The following is a 17,874-nucleotide window of genomic DNA, read 5'->3' on the forward strand; positions in this document are numbered from 1 at the left end:
CAGCGTGAAAGGGAGGTCGTCGTCATGTCCGGAAGATTCCCGTGTGGGTGAACGACTCGAACCTCAAACGATCACCGAAGGTTTAATTTCAAGCTCAAGGAGCGCGGCGCGAAGCCCAGGTCGTAGGAATTGCCGTCGAAGGTCGAAAACACCGAAGGACGTAAGCCCCAAATCGCCTCGGACAGCGCTTCCTTGGGTTCTTCTTGGTGTTCTCATTCCCCTGGCATGAACTGTTCATCGAAAGAGTGGCCCCTACCGTGTGATCCAATTCCGTGCCTCCGCCGCGGCTCGGTCTACGCGGATCACCGGCGACCGACCACACATGCGAAGAACCGCATCGCAGGGGGTTCCATGAGATCCAACCGCGCCAAACTTCGCGCGGTGAGCATGGCGGCGACGCTGCCCATGATCACCGGCGCGCTGGCGCTCGGCATACCCGCGGCGCATGCCGCGGACAACCCGGCCCGTGACTCTCTGGCGGGCACCAAGCCCGCCTGGGCCACGGCCAAGGCGGACAAGGGCGACGCCTCGAACGCCGCCCAGGTGAAGCTCCGGGTGTACCTGGCCGGCCGGAACGCGACGGGTCTCGCCGCGTACGCCAAGGCCGTGTCCGACCCGAGCTCGCCGCAGTACGGCAAGTACCTGAGCGCCAAGAAGGCGCAGACCGCGTTCGGCGCGACCAAGGCCCAGGTGGCCGCGGTCAAGTCGTGGCTGACGGCCAACGGCCTGAAGGTCACCGGTGTCACGCAGCACTACGTCTCCGTCGCCGGTGACGTGGCCGCCGCCGAGAAGACGTTCGGCACCCAGCTGCACAACTTCGCCAAGGGCTCGAAGACCTACCGCGCGCCGTCGAAGACGGCCTCGGTGCCGGACAGCCTCAAGGGTGCCGTCCTGACCGTCACCGGTCTGGACAACGCCCCCCACAAGGCGAGCCACGACGACCAGCTGCCGGGTCCCGGCGCCGTGTTCAAGAACTCCGGGCCGTTCTCCTCGTACTACGGCTCGAACATCGCGAGCACGCTGCCGGACGCGTACGGCACGAAGATCCCGTACGCCATCGAGGGCTACACCGGCAAGCAGCTGCGTGCCGCCTACGGTGCGGGCAAGTACACGGGCAAGGGGGTGCGCGTCGCCATCACGGACGCGTACGCCTCGCCGACCATCGCCTTCGACGCGCAGACGTACGCGAAGAAGCACGGTGACGCGGCCTGGAAGACCGGCCAGCTGAAGCAGGTGCTGCCCAAGAACTACACGAACACGGGCCCTGACGAGTGCGACGCCTCCGGCTGGTACGGCGAGGAGACCCTCGACGTCGAGGCCGTGCACGCGGTCGCGCCGGACGCGCACGTCACGTACGTGGGCGGCGCGTCCTGCCTGGACGACGACCTGCTGGACTCGCTGAGCAAGGTGGTCGACCACCACCTCGCCGACATCGTCTCCAACTCGTGGGGCGACATCGAGGCCAACCAGACGCCGGACCTCGCGGCCGCCTACGACCAGGTGTTCCAGTTCGGCGCGGTCGAGGGCATCGGCTTCTACTTCTCCTCCGGTGACAACGGCGACGAGGTCGCCCACACCAACACGAAGCAGGTCGACACCCCCGCCAACTCGGCCTGGGTGACGGCGGTCGGCGGTACCTCGCTCGCGGTCGGCAAGGGCGACACGTACCAGTGGGAGACCGGCTGGGGCACCGAGAAGGCCCTGCTGTCCGCGGACGGCAAGAGCTGGACCAACTTCCCCGGCGCGTTCACCTCGGGTGCGGGCGGTGGCACCAGCAAGACGGTCGCCGAGCCGTACTACCAGAAGGGTGTCGTCCCGGACGCGCTCGCCAAGGCCAACAACGCCGCCGGCAACCGCGTCGTCCCGGACATCGCGGCCATCGCCGACCCCAACACCGGTTTCAAGGTCGGCCAGACGCAGACCTTCCCGGACGGGTCGGAGCAGTACAGCGAGTACCGCATCGGCGGCACCTCGCTCGCCGCTCCGGTGATCGCGGCCGTCCAGGCCCTGGCCCAGGAGGCGCGTGGCGGCAAGGCGATCGGTTTCGCCAACCCGGAGATCTACGCCCGCTACAACAAGGGTGTGTACCACGACGTCACCGACAAGCCGACCGGCAAGGACCTCGCGGTCGCCCGTGTCGACTTCGCCAACAGCGTCGACGCCTCGGGCGGTCTGATCACCTCGGTTCGCAGCCTCGGCAAGGACAGCTCGCTGTCCGCGGTCAAGGGCTACGACGACGTCACCGGCGTCGGCACGCCCGCGAACGGCTACGTCGAGTCGTACCGGAAGCACTGAGCCTTTCCGGTGATCGTGCGCCCGTTCCCCTCGGGGAGCGGGCGCACACGTATACCCGGCGGGGGTAGCCTGCGGTCATGACCCCGCCGCGGAGACAGACGTACGGACGGCTGCCGCTGTTCGCGCCGCTGCCCCTCGGCATCGTCATCGCCTCCGAGCCGGTCATGAGCACCGGCCCGTCGTTCATCACCAGTCCGTCCTTGAGCAGCGGCCCGTCCGCCATGGCCGGCACGGACCCCGCGTCCGTGTGCCTGGCGTCGCTGAGCCCCTTCACGCTCCTCCTGCTGCCGGCCGCCGGTCTCGTCAGTGCTGCGCACATAGGCCCGCACACCGGCCGCTTCGCGCTGCCCGCGTGATCTCACCCGTTCGGGGTGGGAACCTCCGCGCCGTCGGCGGTGTACCAGAAGCAGCAGATGCGTCCAGGCCAGCCCTTCGCACCCCCTATGACGAGGTGTCAGCACATCATGCGTACTCCCACGCGCCGTTCCGTCCTCGGCGCATCCATCACCGTCGCCGGGGCGGGATTCCTGGCCGCCTGCTCGGGCTCGGGATCCTCCGGACACAGCGGCTCCGCGGCGAGCGATCCCAAGGGCTACGTCGACCCGGCCGGCAAGGAGGTCGCCGCCGCGGAGCAGCGGCGCGCGGCGAGCGGACGCGGCGCGGTGCGCACGATCCGCCTCACCGCCACCCGGTCCTCGCTGGACCTCGGCGAGCGCAAGGTCACCTCCTGGTCGTACGGCGGCGCCCTGCCCGGCAAGGAGATGCGCGTCACCGCGGGCGACACCCTCGCCGTGACCCTGGCCAACCACCTCCCCGACACCACGTCCCTGCACTGGCACGGCATCGCCCTGCGCAACGACATGGACGGCGTCCCCGGCCTCACCCAGCGCGCGATCGAACCGGGCGCGGACTTCGCCTACCGCTTCACGGTCCCGCACCCGGGCACGTACTGGTTCCATCCGCACTCGGGCGTCCAGCTCGACCGCGGAATGTACGCGCCACTGATCGTGGAGGACCCCAAGGAGCCCCTGTCCTACGACAAGGAGTGGGTGGTCGTCCTGGACGACTGGCTGGACGGGGTGGACGGCACGACCCCGGACGCCGTGTTCGCGCAGCTGACCGGCGGCAGGGGCATGAGCATGGGCGGCGGCACGGGCGACGCGGACAGCGGTATGTCCCACATGTCGATGCGCGAGCAGAGCTCGCCGTCACCCTCGCCCTCCGCCCGGTCCCGGATGATGGCGGGCGGCCACAGCGACCTGCTGGGCGGTGACGCCGGCGATGTCGAGTACCCGTACTTCCTGATCAACGGGCGTACCGCGAAGGCGCCTTCGGCCTTCAAGGCGCGACCCGGGGACCGGATCCGCATCCGGTTCGTCAACGCCGGCGGGGACACGGCCTTCCGGGTCGCCCTCGGCGGGCACGAGATGACGGTGACGCACACGGACGGCCACCCGGTCAAGCATGCGCGGACGGACGCGCTGCTGATCGGCATGGGCGAGCGCTACGACGTGCTGGTGACCGCCGGTGACGGTGTCTTCCCGCTGACCGCGCTGGCCGAGGGCAAGAAGGCGTCGACGATGGCTGTGCTGCGGACGGGGAGCGGCGGCACGCCCTCGACCACCACCCGTCCGAACGAGCTGGACGGAAGGCTGCTGACCGCGGACCGGCTGAGGGCGGACCAGTCCGTGGCGCTGAAGCGCAAGAGCCCGGACCGGACGATCAGGCTCCGGCTCACCGGCAGGATGCCGCGGTACGACTGGGCCTTCGACGGCAAGCCGTACACGCCCTCGCAGCGCCATCCGGTGCGGGCCGGTGAGCGGGTCCGGCTGGAGTTCGTGAACTCCACGGCCATGTGGCACCCGCTCCATGTACATGGACACACCTTCGCCCTGGCCGATGTGACGGGAGGTCCGCGCAAGGACACGGCGATCGTGCTGCCGAGGAAGACCCTCAGAGTCGACTTCGACGCCGACAACCCGGGGCTGTGGATGGTCCACTGCCACAACGTCTACCACGCGGAGGCGGGGATGATGACCGTGCTGGGCTACGAGAGCTGACGGCCCGAGCGGGCGGCGCGGGGTGCGCCCCGCACCCCGCCTCACGGATCGCGTCGCTCTGACGATTACACTGCATTCCGTGCCTCAGTCGAACTTCTGGTCCATTTATCAGCACGGGTTCGCACGCGTCGCCGCCTGTACGGGTCACACCGTCATCGCGGATCCGCCCGCCAACGCCGAAGCGGTGCTGCGCCAGGCGCGCAGATGCGCCGAGGAGGGGGTCGCCGTCGCCGTCTTCCCGGAGATGGGGTTGTGCGGCTACTCGATCGAGGATCTCCTGCTGCAGGACGCGCTGCTCGACCAGGTCGAGGACGCGGTCGCGGAAGTGGTCGCCGGATCGGCCGAGTTGCTGCCGGTGCTGGTCGTCGGTGCTCCGCTGCGCCACCGCAACCGGGTCTACAACTGCGCGGTGGTGGTGCACCGCGGCCGGGTCCTCGGGGTCGTGCCGAAGTCGTACCCGCCGAACTACCGGGAGTTCTACGAGCGCCGGCAGATCGGCGACGGCGCGGACGAGCGAGGCGGATCGATCCGCCTGGGCGGTGAGAGCGTGCCGTTCGGCGTGGATCTGCTGTTCACCGCCGAGGACGTGCCGGGCCTGGTGCTGTTCGCGGAGATCTGCGAGGACATGTGGGTCCCGGTGCCGCCCAGCGCGGAGGCGGCCCTCGCCGGCGCGACCGTCCTGGTCAACCTCTCGGGCAGCCCCATCACGGTCGGGCGGGCCGAGGACCGCAAGCTGCTGTGCCGCTCGGCGTCCTCGCGCTGCCTGGCCGCGTACGTCTACGCGGCGGCGGGCCTGGGCGAGTCGACGACCGACCTGTCCTGGGACGGGCAGGCCATGGTCTACGAGAACGGTGTGCTGCTGGCCGAGACCGAGCGTTTCCCGCTCGGCGACGAGTACGCCGTGGCCGACGTGGACCTGGACCTGCTGCGGCAGGAGCGTTTGCGGATGGGCACGTTCGACGACAACCGCCGTACGCACAGCGCGCGGACCGGTGACTTCCGGACGGTGTCCTTCGAACTCGCCCCGCCGCAGACGGATCTGGGGCTCAAGCGCCGTGTCGAGCGGTTCCCGTTCGTGCCGGCCGACGCCGAGCGGCTCGCCCAGGACTGCTACGAGGCGTACAACATCCAGGTCGAGGGCTTGCAGCAGCGGCTCGCGGCGATCGGCGGCCCGAAGGTGGTCATCGGGGTGTCCGGCGGTCTGGACTCCACCCACGCGCTGATCGTCGCCGCCCGGGCGATGGACCGGGCCGGGCGTCCGCGCAGCGACATCCTGGCCTGGACGCTGCCCGGTTTCGCCACCAGCGACCACACCAAGGACAACGCCCACAAGCTGATGGCGGCGCTCGGGGTCACCGCGGCCGAGCTGGACATCACGCCGACCGCGCGGCTGATGCTGCAGGAGATGGGGCATCCCTTCGCCTCCGGTGAGCCGGTGTACGACGTCACCTTCGAGAACGTGCAGGCGGGGCTGCGCACCGACTACCTGTTCCGGCTGGCCAACCAGCGGGGCGGCATCGTGCTCGGCACGGGTGACCTCTCGGAGCTGGCGCTGGGCTGGTCCACGTACGGCGTGGGCGACCAGATGAGCCACTACAACGTCAACTCGGGCGTGCCGAAGACGCTGATCCAGCATCTGATCCGGTGGGTCATCACCAGCGGCCAGCACGACGAGGAGACGGGCCGGACGCTCGCCGCGATCCTCGACACCGAGATCAGCCCGGAGCTGGTGCCGGGTGAGGAGATGCAGTCCACCGAGTCGAAGATCGGGCCGTACGCGCTGCACGACTTCACGCTGTTCCACGTGCTGCGCTACGGCTTCCGGCCGTCGAAGATCGCCTTCCTGGCCTGGCACGCCTGGCACGACCCGAAGACGGGCGCCTGGCCGCCGAACTTCCCCGAGGCCAAGCGGGTGGCGTACGACCTGCCGGAGATCCGCCACTGGCTGGAGGTCTTCTGCCGACGCTTCTTCGCCTTCGCCCAGTTCAAGCGCTCGGCGATGCCGAACGGACCCAAGGTCTCGGCGGGCGGTTCGCTGTCGCCGCGGGGTGACTGGCGGGCGCCGAGCGACAGTTCGGCGCGGGCTTGGCTGCGAGATCTGGAGCGGTTCGACTGAGGCCGTCCCGTAACTGTTGATCGTCATCCGGTGGCGGCGTCGTTGTTCCCGAGGGCTGATGACCAGTACGAGACCCGTTGCGTGATCCGGTGAGTCCGCAAGAGTTCGAGCAAGCCAGACAGGCACCTGCCGAGGCACAGGTGAGGCTGGTCAACGCCGTACGGAGATCACTGAGTCGAGATCAAGAGGGACTGCCCTTCGGAATCGGTGGGTGAGGGACCGGCCGCCCTCCCCCTCAGCAGATCACTGCGTCAGGTAGGCGGGAGACACCGCTGCCGTGCTGATGCGCCGGGGCTTGCCTGTGCCGTCCGCGGGGATGGTGTACAGGTCTGCTCCGTAGTCGCCCGGGAGGGCGTAGACCAGGGTGTGGTTGTCGCGCCAGACTGCCTGGTCGTCCACGGATCGGGGCTCCGCGAGCGGGGTTTCGTGCATCGTGCGGAGGTCGAGGACGTACAGGCGCCAGGGGGCGTCCTTCGGGAGGCCCTTGACTCGTTTCTTGTAGGCGATGCGGGTGCCGTCGGGGGAGAGGGACGGGCATTCGACGTTTCGGTGGAGCGTTGTGACCGTTCGGGTGTGGAGGTCTCCCCGGACCAGGTAGGTGCTGCCACCCGTCGCCAGCGTCGCGTAGAAGGTGCGGTCGTCGCCTGCGAACGTCACGCCCCAGAAGTTGACGTCCGGGGCGTGGTAGACGTGGCCGTCCTTCAGGATGCGGTACGCCTCCAGGGACGAGGTCAGCTTCCCTGTGCGGACGTCCACGATCGCCGCTCGTGTCGAGAAGTTCGTGCCGGCGTACGAGTCGCCGCCCACGAAGGCCGTCCACGCGGCGAAGTGGCCCGTCGGGGAGACGCGGGCGCGAGAGGGAATGCCGGGGACGTCGTAGTGGGCCCGGGTGCGCAGGTGCGCGTCCAGGATCAGCGCGCGGTACGTGTCCGAGACCGGGCCGTGGACCGCCTGCAGGCACACTCCCGTGCCCGAAGCGGCGTAGAAGCGCAGGCACTTGACGCCCGAGGCGGTGCGGGGGCCCGAGGGGTCGGACGCCGGGACCGTGGTCAGTTCGTCGCGGTGCGGGCCCCACGCCATGTTGCGGAAGACCATGCGGCCGGGGGTCGTGAGCGTGACCGTCCCCGAGGTCACGCGGGGGCCGCCGGCCTGGGCCCGGTCCCGGCGTTCCGCGCGGGCCGAGGCGTGCAGGACCGACGCCACGGCCACCGCCGCCAGAGCGATCACGGCCGCCAGGAGGATCAGGACGCGGTTGCGTAGGGTCATCAGGCGTACTCCCGTGCCGTGGGGCGTAGGAACAGCAGGGACGCGGCCGCGCACGGCACCGGCACCGGCAGTGTCGTGCGGTCGCTCTCCGGCGTCATCAGGCTTTCTCCCGTGCCGCGGGACGGAGGAAGGCCAGGGACACGGTCGCGCACAGCAGCAGCGTCGCTGTCGACGTGAGCAGCGCCGTGCGGTCGCCCCACAGGGACCAGGCCGCGCCGAACCCCAGCGAGCAGGCGAAACGGGCCAGTGCCTGACCCGTCTGCACCACCGCGAGGCCCGACGAGCGCAGCGCCTCCGGCACGTTGTTCGAGGCCGCCGCCATCAGCACACCGTCGGTCGCCGCGTAGAAGGTGCCGTGCAGGAGCAGCACCGCGTACGGCAGGAACGTGCCGTGCCAGGAGGTGAGCAGGAGGGCGTAGGCGAGGAGCAGGGCGCCGTGGCCGGCCAGGAAGACCCGCCGACTGCCTACCCGGTCGGCCAGCCGGCCCAGCGGTACCGCCAGCAGCAGGAACGCCGCCGCCGTGCCGAGGGGGAGGAGGGCGAACCAGCGGTCGGGGACGCCGAGACGGCGTTGCAGGAGCAGGTACACGAAGGAGTCGCTCACCGTCGCCAGGCCCAGCAGCAGCGCGCAGACGGTGATGCGGCGGACGTCCCGGTGGCGGAGCAGGCCGACCGCGGCGCGCAGCGTGGGGCGTACGGCCGCCTCGATCGCCGGCGCGGGCGACGATCCCGGTACGAACAGCACCAGGACCAGCACCCCGGCCACCGCCACGCAGAAGCTCACCGTGAACACTGCGTCGTAGCCGTCCACCGTGGCCCGCAGGATCAGGAACGCCGCCAGTGGGCCGAGCAGCGCGCCCGCCGTGTCCATCGCGCGGTGCACACCGAAGGCGCGGCCCCGGGTCTCGGGCGTGGTGGACAGGGAGATCAGCGCGTCGCGCGGGGCCGTACGCAGCCCCTTGCCCGTGCGGTCGGCGGCCAGGACCAGGCCGATGGGGGTGAGGGAGTGGGCCAGCAGCAGGAGGGGCTTGCAGAGGGCCGAGATGCCGTAACCGAGGCCCGCCACCCACTTGTGGCGGCCGCCGCCCCGGTCGGCCAGATGGCCGCCGGCCAGGCGTACGAGCGCCGAGAAGCCGTTGTAGATGCCGTCCAGGAGCCCGAAGCCCAGCGGGGACAGGCCCAGGCCCGCCACCAGGTACAGGGGGAGGACGGCCGTCACCATCTCCGAGGAGACGTCCGTGATCAGGCTGACCGTGCCGAGCGCGAGGACGGTGGGTGCGACCGCGGCACGGCGCCGCCCGGCCGGTGTGGGCCGGGCGGCGCCCTCCGCGGACGCCGGCTTGCTCGCGCGGCTGTCCGCTACGTACACCTCAGGACGCCCAGATGCCGGTGATGTCCTGGGCGGAGGCCGCGTTGCCCGCGTGCGCGGACAGGCCCTGGGTGTCCTCCAGGGTGCGCAGCAGGTCGTAGTGGTTGTAGGTGGTGGAGGAGGACGAACCCGCGGTGACCGGCTGGCCGTACAGGACCGTCGGGATGCGGTTGCCGGAGAGGCGGTTGTCCTCGTCGAAGGTGATGACGAGGAGGCTGTTGTGGGTCTTGGCCCAGGTGGCGTAGCCGCCCAGGTTGTTCTTCAGCCAGGTGTCACCGGTGGACACCGAGCAGTCGTGCATGTCGCTGCACAGGTTGGGGGTGACGAAGGAGATCTGCGGCAGCGTCGAGTAGTCCGTGGGGAACTGCGCGAACGTCTTCGCGCTGGAGGTCGGCACGTTCTTGAAGCCGAACCACGGGTCGTGCTTCTGCGCGTAGTTGCCGCTGCTGCACGTGGTCGAGCCCTGGCTGGGCAGTGACTCGTTGTAGCTGGCCCAGGTGCGGCCCGCGGCGATCGCCTCGGAGGCCAGGTTGGCGGCGGAGGAGAAGCCCGGGGTGACGCAGCTGTCGTCGGTGACGCCCTGGGTGGAGCCGGAGAACAGGGCGTAGTAGTTCGGCTGGCTCGGGTGGGTGATCGCGTACGACTGGGTCAGGTTGGCGCCGCCGGTCTTCAGGGAGTTGATGTACGGGGCGCTGGAGGAGCCGATGACCTGGCTGTAGGCGTGGTTCTCCATGACCACGACGACCACGTGGTCCGGGGTCGGCACGGCCGAGGCCGCGGACGAGGAACCGCCGAGGCCGGTCCACAGGCCGACGGCCGCGGCCGTGAAGGCGACCGCGGACGCGAGCGCGGCCCGGCCGCGGCGGGCCCGGGGACGGGCAGGACTTGCGGTACTGCCGGACACATCAACCTCCGGAGGGGGGAAGGGCGGGGCTGGCGGTGCGGACAGAGCATGCACACGCCAACATTCCCAGGGCCCACGTCGCACAACCCGGTGGGTGAAGAGCGGGTGAACTACTGCCGCTCGGCCGCCAGCTGGGCCAGCACCTGGTGGAGCGGCTCGGTGGCCCGGCGCCGGTACTCCTGGATCGCCCAGCCGTTGCCGTCGGGGTCCTTGAAGTACATGAAGGTGGCCCCGTCCTGCGGCGCGAACTGCTGCGGCTCGGTCACCTCAAGCCCGCGCGCGGTCAGCTCGTCGTACGCCGCCTTGGCGTCCGTCACGCACAGCTGCATGCCGTGGTACGTGCCCGGCCGGGGCGTCCCCGTCGGCACCTGCAGGCCGTCCACCAGCGCGATCGAACAGCCCGAACCGGGCGGCGTGAGCTGCACGATCCGCACGCCCTCCATCACCTCGCCGTCGAGATCCACATGGAAGCCGACCTTGTCCCGGTAGAACTCCTTCGCCCGGTCCACGTCGGAGACGGGCAGCAGGATCACTTCGAGACTCATGTCCATGGAACGACTCCTTCGTCGAACGTCCGTCGTGCGTCAGTCGTGCGTCTTCGTGCTTCGGTCGTACGTCTGTCGTACGTCTGTCGTGCCTCATCGAACGGCTCCCTCCTACCGAAGCCCATATCGCCTGGAGGCGCCACAGGATTGCGCGGAGCACCCAACGCGAGAACTCGGCGCAGCACGTCCGGGGGCCTGTGTCAGTGGCTCCGGTTAGGCTCTGGCCAGTACGAATCTGATCCGAGGGAGGTCTGGGATGACGGCGCCGGGGCGCAGGAGCAGTACCTTCACTCGGCTGCTGCGGCACGGCTTCACCGATCCCTCCGCCGCCGAGCGGCTCCTGGACAGCGCCGAGCTCATGCCCGTCCGCAACGACCCGGTGCTGCTGGAAGCCCTGGGCGCCACCGCCGACCCCGACCTGGCCCTGCACGGTCTCGTACGACTGCTCGAAGCCCAGCCCGCCTTCCCCACCTCGCGCCGTGAACTGCTCGACACCCTGATAGCGGCCAAGCCGCTCCGGGACCGGCTGCTCGGCGTCCTCGGCGCCTCCGCCGCGCTCGCCGACCACCTCACCCGGCACCCGCGCGACTGGCACGCGCTGGTCACCTACGAACCGCGGGACCTGCACCCGGGGGTCGAGGAGTTCGAGCGCGGCCTCGCGGAGGCGACCGACCCGGTGTCGCTGCGCGTCGCCTACCGCCGCTGTCTGCTGTCCATCGCCGCCCGGGACGTGTGCGGCACCACCGATGTCGCCGAGACGGCCGCCGAGCTCGCCGACCTCGCCACCGCCACCCTGCGCGCCGCACTCGCCATCGCCCGCGCCGCCGCCCCCGACGATGCCGCGCTGTGCCGCCTCGCGGTCATCGCGATGGGCAAGTGCGGCGGGCACGAGCTCAACTACGTCTCCGACGTCGACGTCATCTTCGTCGGGGAGGCCGTCGAGGGCGCCGACGAGGGCAAGGCACTGCGATCCGCCACCAGACTGGCCTCGCACATGATGCGGGTGTGCTCGGAGACCACCGTCGAGGGCTCCATCTGGCCCGTCGACGCCAACCTGCGTCCCGAGGGCCGCAACGGCCCCCTGGTGCGCACCCTCTCGAGCCATCTCGCCTACTACCAGCGCTGGGCCAAGACCTGGGAGTTCCAGGCCCTGCTCAAGGCCCGCCCGGTGGCCGGCGACACCGAGCTCGGAGAGGCGTACGTCGCCGCCCTCGAACCCCTCGTCTGGCAGGCCGCCGAGCGGGAGAACTTCGTCACCGACGTGCAGAAGATGCGCCGCCGGGTGGTGGAGAACATCCCGGCCGCCGAGATCGACCGCGAGCTGAAGCTCGGCCCGGGCGGCCTCAGGGACGTCGAATTCGCCGTGCAGCTGCTGCAGTTGGTGCACGGACGGGCGGACACCTCGCTCAGGAGCGGCACGACCCTCGACGCGCTCCAGGCGCTCGCGGCGGGCGGCTACGTCGGCCGGGAGGACGCCGTCCAGCTCGACGACGCCTACCGCTTCCTGCGCTCCATGGAGCACCGCATCCAGCTCTACCGGCTGCGCCGCACCCACCTGGTCCCCGAGGGCGAGGCCGACCAGCGCCGCCTCGGCCGCTCCCTGGGTCTGCGCACCGACCCGGTCGTCGCCCTGAACCGCGAATGGCGCCGGCACGCGGCCGTCGTACGACGGCTGCACGAGAAGCTCTTCTACCGCCCGCTCCTCGACGCCGTCGCCCAACTCGCCCCCGGCGAGGCCCGGTTGAGTCCCGAGGCGGCCCGCGAGCGGCTGGTCGCCCTCGGGTACGCCGACCCGGCCGCCGCGCTGCGCCATCTCGAGGCGCTGGCCTCCGGGGTCACCCGCAAGGCCGCCATCCAGCGCACCCTGCTGCCCGTTCTGCTCGGCTGGTTCGCGGACTCCGCCGACCCGGACGCCGGCCTGCTCAACTTCCGCAAGGTGTCGGACGCGTTGGGCAAGACCCCCTGGTATCTGCGGTTGCTGCGGGACGAGGGCGCCGCCGCCGAGAACCTGGCGCGCGTGCTGTCCGCCGGACGGCTCGCCCCCGACCTGCTGATGCGGGCACCGGAGGCGGTCGCGCTGCTCGGTGACGCGGACGGCGGCGGAGGACTGGAGCCGCGCGGGCGGGACCATCTGGAGCAGGAGATACTCGCCGCGGTCGGCCGCGCGGACGGCGCGGTCCAGGGCGTCACGGCGGCCCGCGGTGTCCGCCGCCGCGAGCTGTTCCGTACGGCGGCCGCTGACATCGTCGGCTCCTACGGCACCGAGACACAGCCCGCCGAGGCCGACCAGGGCGCGCTGGTGGACCGGGTCGGCGGCGCGATCTCAGACCTGACGGCGGCCACCCTCGCGGGCACCCTGCGCGCGGTGGTGCGGGACGGCTGGGGGGACACCCTGCCCACCCGGTTCGCGATCATCGGCATGGGCCGCTTCGGCGGCCATGAACTGGGCTACGGCTCCGACGCGGACGTCCTGTTCGTGCACGAGCCGCGCGAGGGCGTTCAGGAACGGGAGGCCTCCGAGGCGGCCAACAAGGTCGTCTCCGAGATGCGGCGCCTGCTGCAGATCCCGAGCGCGGATCCGCCGCTGCTCATCGACGCCGACCTACGGCCCGAGGGCAAGTCGGGGCCGCTGGTGCGGACGCTCAACTCCTACGAGGCGTACTACCGCCGGTGGTCGCTGGGCTGGGAGTCGCAGGCCCTGCTGAGGGCCGAACCCGTCGCCGGGGACGAGGAGTTGGGGAGGCGGTTCGTCGAGCTGATCGATCCGCTGCGGTATCCGGCGGGCGGGCTCGGCGACGACGCCGTGCGGGAGATCCGGCGGCTGAAGGCCCGGATGGAGTCGGAGCGGATGCCGCGCGGCGCCGACCCGAAACTGCACACCAAGCTGGGGCCGGGCGGGCTGTCCGACGTGGAGTGGACCGTGCAGCTGCTGCAACTCCAGCACGGACGGGCCGAGTCGCGGCTGAGGACGACCCGGACCCGGGAGGCGCTCGCCGCCGCGCGGGAGGCCGGGCTCGTCTCGCCGGAGGACGCGTCCATCCTCGACGAGGCATGGGTACTGGCCACGCGGGTGCGCAACGCGGTGATGCTGGTGCGCGGGAGGGCGGGCGACACGTTTCCCTCCGGGGGGCGGGAACTGGCCGCGGTGGGGCGGTACTTGGGGTATGCGGACGGGCACGTGGGGGACATGCTGGACGCCTACCGGCGGACGGCGCGGAGGGCTCGGGGGGTTGTGGAGACGCTGTTCTATGGGGCGTAGGTCTGACTGACTTCTCTACGGTGCGTAGGTCTGAGTTCTCTACGGGGCGGAGGCCTGGTGCAGTGCCCGTGCGTGACGGAGGTAGCCGACCAACCCCACTTCGAACGCCCGGTCCGCCCGGCCCTCGCCCACCGCGGCCAGGGCCTCCGCCAGCCGGGGCGTCGGCATCTCTTCCGTCAGCTCCCACATCGTCTCCGGTGCCGCGAGGTCCAGGGCCGAGCCCAGGACCAGGTTCTCCAGGGCGATCAGCAGGGGCATCACCTCGGCCGGTGCGAAGCCCGCGTCCAGCAGAAGGGTGACCGCGCGCTCGTACTGCTCCAGGACCCGGGGCGCTCGTACGGGTGAAGTCATCAGCAGCGGGATCGCCCTCGGGTGGGCGGCGAAGGCGGCGCGGTAGGAGCGGGCCCAGGCCTCCAGCGCCGTGTCCCACGGCGTCACGTCCAGCGTCCCCGGGTCGATCGCGGAGGCGACCCGTTCGCGCAGCAGCTCCACGATGCCGTCCCGGCCGTCCACATGGTGATACACCGAGCCGGTCTGCGCGCCGAGCCGCTTCGCGATCTGCGGCACGCTGAAGTCGCCCTGTTCGTCCACGAGTTCCAGCGCCGTCGTGGTGATGCGCTCACGGTCGAGGAGCGGTGTGCGCGGCCGTCCCATGTCTGTGTTCCCCCTGGAGGTCTTCCCGGATGCCCAGGAGGAGGCTACATTGCCGAAACCGAAAGCCTTTAGATTTACGGGCCCGGACCACGCTGTGCTCCGGGAACGCCGGCCACCCCGCACGCCCGGAACCCTCCCCGTCCGTCGCGCTCGAAGGGCTTCGCCCATGTCCGTCACCACCCCGGATGCCTCCGCGGAGAGCACGCCACCCGGCACCACGACGCTCCGCTTCGGCTCCCTCGGCACCGCCGACATCGCGTTCTTCGTGGTGTCCGCCGCCGCCCCGCTCACCGTCATGGCAGGCGTCGCCCCGCTAGCGATCCTGCTCGGCGGCATCGGCGCCCCCGCCGGCTATCTCATCGCCGGCATCACGCTCGCCGTCTTCGCCGTCGGCTTCACGACCATGAGCCGCCATGTGAAGAGCGGCGGCGCCTTCTACGCCTACATCACCCGAGGCCTCGGCCCCGCCGTCGGCATCGGCGCCGCCCTGCTCGCCCTGATCGGCTACAACGGCATGGAGATCGGCGTCTACGGCCTCCTCGCCTCCGCCACCAAGGACACCCTGCACGCCCTCTTCGGCACCGACGTCCCCTGGCTGCCGATCTCCCTCGCCGGACTGCTCCTCATCGGCTACGGCGGCTTCCGCTCGATCGACTTCGGCGCCAAGGTGCTGGGCGTGCTCCTGGCGGCCGAGACCGGCATCCTGGTGCTGCTCGCGGGCGGTGTCCTGGTCAAGGGCGGTGCGCACGGGCTGTCGGGCGCCGCCTTCGCACCGGGACACGTGTTCGTCTCCGGCACGGCGGTCGTCCTGGCCTTCGCCTTCGCCGCGTTCACCGGCTTCGAGTCGACCGTCATCTACCGGCGCGAGGCGCGCGACCCGAACCGCACCATCCCGCGCGCCACCTACGTGGCCATCGCCTTCCTCGGCCTCTTCTACGCCTTCATGGTCTGGATCGTCATCCAGGCCTTCGGCAACAGCCAGGTCATCGCGGCGGCCGCCAAGGACCCCGGCGGGCTGTTCTTCTCCGCCATCACCACCTACGTCGGCGGCTGGGCGGCCGACCTGATGCACGTCTTCATCGTCACGAGTGTCATCGCCTCGCTGCTCGCCTTCCACAACGCGATCAACCGGTACGCCCTCGCGCTCGCCGAGGAGGGCGTCCTGCCGAAGGCGCTGGGCCGTGTCCACCCCCGGCACCGCTCTCCGTACGTCGCCGGGATCGCCCAGACCGTCCTCGGCGCGGTCGTGGTCGTGGCCTTCTGGGCGGCGCACGCCGACCCGTACCAGCAGCTGCTGCTGTGGGTGAACACCCCGGGCATGATCGGCCTGTTCGTCCTCCAGCTTCTCGTCGCGATCGCCGTGCCCTGCTACTTCCGCCGGGTCAGCCACCAGGAGGGCGTCCTGCGCACGGTCGTCGCGCCGGTCCTCGCGGCGGTGCTGCTGGCGACCGCGATAGGGCTCGTCATCACCCACATCGACCTGTTCACCGGCGCGTCCACCAGCGTCAACACGATCCTGATCGTCACGGCGCCCGCGGTGTTCGTCGTGGGGCTGGTCCTCGCGTGGTGGCTGCGTCGCCGACGGCCGCAGGTGTACGCCGGCTTCGCCGCCGAGCCTGCCGAATAGCCCTACGGAACAGAGGAGTTCGCTTTCTCATGGCAACCCCCGACCTGATCCTCACCGGCGCCAAGGTCCGTACCCTCGACCCCGACCGGCCCCACGCCACCGCCGTCGCCGTGCGCGACGGGGTGATCGTGGCGGTCGGTGACGAGGGGGACGTACGCGAATGGCGCGGGCCCGGCAGCGAGGTCGTGTCCCTGGACGGGGCGCACCTCGTGCCCGGGCTGGTCGACGCGCACAGTCACCCCGTGTGGGGGCTGGACATGGCGACCGGGGTCGATCTGTCGGGGGTGACGGACCTGGCGGGGCTGCGGGCGACCCTCGCCGGGGCCGAGCGGACCGACGGGTGGGTCGTGGGCTTCGGCCTCGACCACAACGCGTTCGAGGGGCGGCCCGTCGACCGCGCGCTCGTCGAGGACGTCCTCGGTGGTGCGCCGGCCTTCCTGCGTCTGTACGACGGTCACTCGGCGCTGGTGACCGGCGCGGCGCTCGCGGCGGCCGGGGTGACGGGTCCGCGGGCCTTCGCCCAGCGCTCGGAGGTGGTCTGCGACACCTCCGGACGGCCCACCGGCCACCTCGTGGAACACGCGGCGATGGATCTCCTCGCCGACGTCGTGCCCCGGGCGTCGTACGCGGCCCGGCGCTCCCGGCTAGTGGAGCTGCTGTCGGCGATGGCGGCGACCGGGCTGACCGGGGCGCACGTCATGGACGCGGGCGATCCGGAACTCGTCGAGTCGGTGGCCCGGGAGATCGTGCTGCCGGTCCGGCTGCGGTTCGCTCCGTGGTGCATGCCGGGGGTGTCCGAGGACGGGCTGGAGGAGCTGGTCGCGTCGCAGGGGCGCGGTGGACGGCACTGGCGGGTCGCCGGGGTCAAGTTCTTCATGGACGGCACGGTCGAGGGCGGTACCGCCTGGCTGGAGCACGCGGACTGCCACGGGCAGGGCACGGAGGCGTTCTGGCCGGACCCCGAGGCGTACGGGGCCGCCGTACGGCATCTGCACCGGGCCGGAGTGGGTACGGCCACGCACGCGATCGGGGACGCGGCGGTGGGGCATGTGCTGCGGGTGGTGGCGGGGCTGGGGCCCACGCCGTACGGCCGCCATCGGATCGAGCACATCGAGACGGCGCCGGACGCGTTGCTGCCGCGGTTCGCGGAGCTGGGGGTCGCTGCCTCGATGCAGCCGCCGCACACCGGGTACACGCGGGCCGACGGTACGGACGAGTGGTCGCGGCGGCTGGGGGGTGAGCGGGCTCGGCGTGCGTGGCGGCTGCGGGATCTCCGTGACGCGGGCGCCACGCTGGCGTTGGGGTCGGACTGGCCGATCGCGCCGTACGACGTGCGGGCCGTGCTGGCGACCGCGCGGGCGCCGCGGGGGGCGGCGTCGGGGCGGGCGGGGCTGAGCGGGCTGGAGGCGCTGGAAGGGTGCACCAGTCATGCGGCTCGGGCGGCGGGGGAGGAGGGGGTGGCCGGGCGCGTCGCGGTCGGGTACCGCGCCGACCTGACGGCTCTGGGGGTCGATCCCGTGGAGGCGCCGGCGGACGAGGTGGCCCAGTCGCCGGTGCGGCTGACGGTGACCGGGGGGCATGTGGTGCATCGGGGGTGAGCGTCGATGCCTGCGGCGCCTGTGCGGCTTCGGTGGGGGTGCGCGTAGCGCCTACCGGTTTGGTTGTGGGTCGGGGCCGGGGCGGGGGGTGTCCGTCCTCGGTCGGGGGGTGCTGGTGGTCATGCGGTGCTGTCTGTTGACGCCCGACACTGCGGTCCGGGTCCCGGACGCCGGCCCGTAC

The 17,874-nt window shown here is 71.3% G+C and carries 12 protein-coding genes; 7 read left to right on the plus strand and 5 right to left on the minus strand.

Annotated features, from left to right (window positions below; all coding sequences use genetic code 11):
• Positions 1 to 351: 351 nt before the first annotated feature.
• The 4 genes from ABZZ74_RS48870 to ABZZ74_RS48885 all read left to right on the plus strand — a co-directional run bounded on the left by ABZZ74_RS48870 (position 352) and on the right by ABZZ74_RS48885 (position 6,471).
• On the plus strand, positions 352 to 2,295 hold the full coding sequence (locus ABZZ74_RS48870) for a S53 family peptidase (protein WP_356950594.1): 1,944 nt from the start codon (positions 352 to 354) through the stop codon (positions 2,293 to 2,295).
• Between the two features lie 77 nt (positions 2,296 to 2,372).
• Entirely contained in the window at positions 2,373 to 2,651 is a 279-nt protein-coding gene (locus tag ABZZ74_RS48875) for a hypothetical protein (RefSeq protein ID WP_356950595.1), read from the plus strand.
• Positions 2,652 to 2,759: 108 nt separating this feature from the next.
• Positions 2,760 to 4,355 carry a multicopper oxidase family protein gene (locus tag ABZZ74_RS48880; protein ID WP_356950596.1) on the plus strand — a complete coding sequence of 532 codons (1,596 nt, stop codon included), beginning with the start codon at positions 2,760 to 2,762 and terminating at the stop codon, positions 4,353 to 4,355.
• Positions 4,356 to 4,434: 79 nt separating this feature from the next.
• Positions 4,435 to 6,471 carry an NAD(+) synthase gene (locus tag ABZZ74_RS48885; RefSeq protein WP_356950597.1) on the plus strand — a complete coding sequence of 679 codons (2,037 nt, stop codon included), beginning with the start codon at positions 4,435 to 4,437 and terminating at the stop codon, positions 6,469 to 6,471.
• A gap of 243 nt (positions 6,472 to 6,714) precedes the next feature.
• Here the strand turns inward: ABZZ74_RS48885 and ABZZ74_RS48890 are convergent, their stop codons facing one another.
• The 4 genes from ABZZ74_RS48890 to ABZZ74_RS48905 all read right to left on the minus strand — a co-directional run bounded on the left by ABZZ74_RS48890 (position 6,715) and on the right by ABZZ74_RS48905 (position 10,561).
• On the minus strand, positions 6,715 to 7,737 hold the full coding sequence (locus ABZZ74_RS48890; protein WP_356950598.1) for a TolB-like translocation protein: 1,023 nt from the start codon (positions 7,735 to 7,737) through the stop codon (positions 6,715 to 6,717).
• Positions 7,738 to 7,834: 97 nt separating this feature from the next.
• Entirely contained in the window at positions 7,835 to 9,106 is a 1,272-nt protein-coding gene (locus tag ABZZ74_RS48895; RefSeq protein ID WP_356950599.1) for an MFS transporter, read from the minus strand.
• A 1-nt stretch (position 9,107) separates the two neighbouring features.
• A complete protein-coding gene (locus tag ABZZ74_RS48900) occupies positions 9,108 to 10,010 on the minus strand; it encodes an alkaline phosphatase family protein (RefSeq protein WP_356950600.1) in 903 nt (300 codons plus the stop codon).
• 110 nt (positions 10,011 to 10,120) lie between these two features.
• Positions 10,121 to 10,561: a VOC family protein gene (locus ABZZ74_RS48905; RefSeq protein ID WP_133042993.1), complete on the minus strand. Its 441-nt coding sequence runs from the start codon at positions 10,559 to 10,561 to the stop codon at positions 10,121 to 10,123.
• Between the two features lie 250 nt (positions 10,562 to 10,811).
• Here ABZZ74_RS48905 and ABZZ74_RS48910 point away from each other — a divergent pair, with 250 nt between their 5' ends.
• Positions 10,812 to 13,814: a bifunctional [glutamine synthetase] adenylyltransferase/[glutamine synthetase]-adenylyl-L-tyrosine phosphorylase gene (locus tag ABZZ74_RS48910; RefSeq protein ID WP_356950601.1), complete on the plus strand. Its 3,003-nt coding sequence runs from the start codon at positions 10,812 to 10,814 to the stop codon at positions 13,812 to 13,814.
• A gap of 39 nt (positions 13,815 to 13,853) precedes the next feature.
• On the opposite strand, the gene ABZZ74_RS48915 is transcribed toward ABZZ74_RS48910, so the two are convergent.
• On the minus strand, positions 13,854 to 14,468 hold the full coding sequence (locus ABZZ74_RS48915; RefSeq protein ID WP_356950602.1) for a TetR/AcrR family transcriptional regulator C-terminal domain-containing protein: 615 nt from the start codon (positions 14,466 to 14,468) through the stop codon (positions 13,854 to 13,856).
• A gap of 166 nt (positions 14,469 to 14,634) precedes the next feature.
• Here ABZZ74_RS48915 and ABZZ74_RS48920 point away from each other — a divergent pair, with 166 nt between their 5' ends.
• Positions 14,635 to 16,095 carry an APC family permease gene (locus tag ABZZ74_RS48920; RefSeq protein ID WP_356950603.1) on the plus strand — a complete coding sequence of 487 codons (1,461 nt, stop codon included), beginning with the start codon at positions 14,635 to 14,637 and terminating at the stop codon, positions 16,093 to 16,095.
• Positions 16,096 to 16,124: 29 nt separating this feature from the next.
• Positions 16,125 to 17,693: an amidohydrolase gene (locus ABZZ74_RS48925; protein WP_356950604.1), complete on the plus strand. Its 1,569-nt coding sequence runs from the start codon at positions 16,125 to 16,127 to the stop codon at positions 17,691 to 17,693.
• Positions 17,694 to 17,874: the final 181 nt, after the last annotated feature.

It is taken from the genome of Streptomyces sp. NPDC006476 (genome assembly GCF_040612015.1).
In the GTDB taxonomy this organism is placed as follows: Bacteria; Actinomycetota; Actinomycetes; order Streptomycetales; family Streptomycetaceae; genus Streptomyces; species Streptomyces griseorubiginosus_B.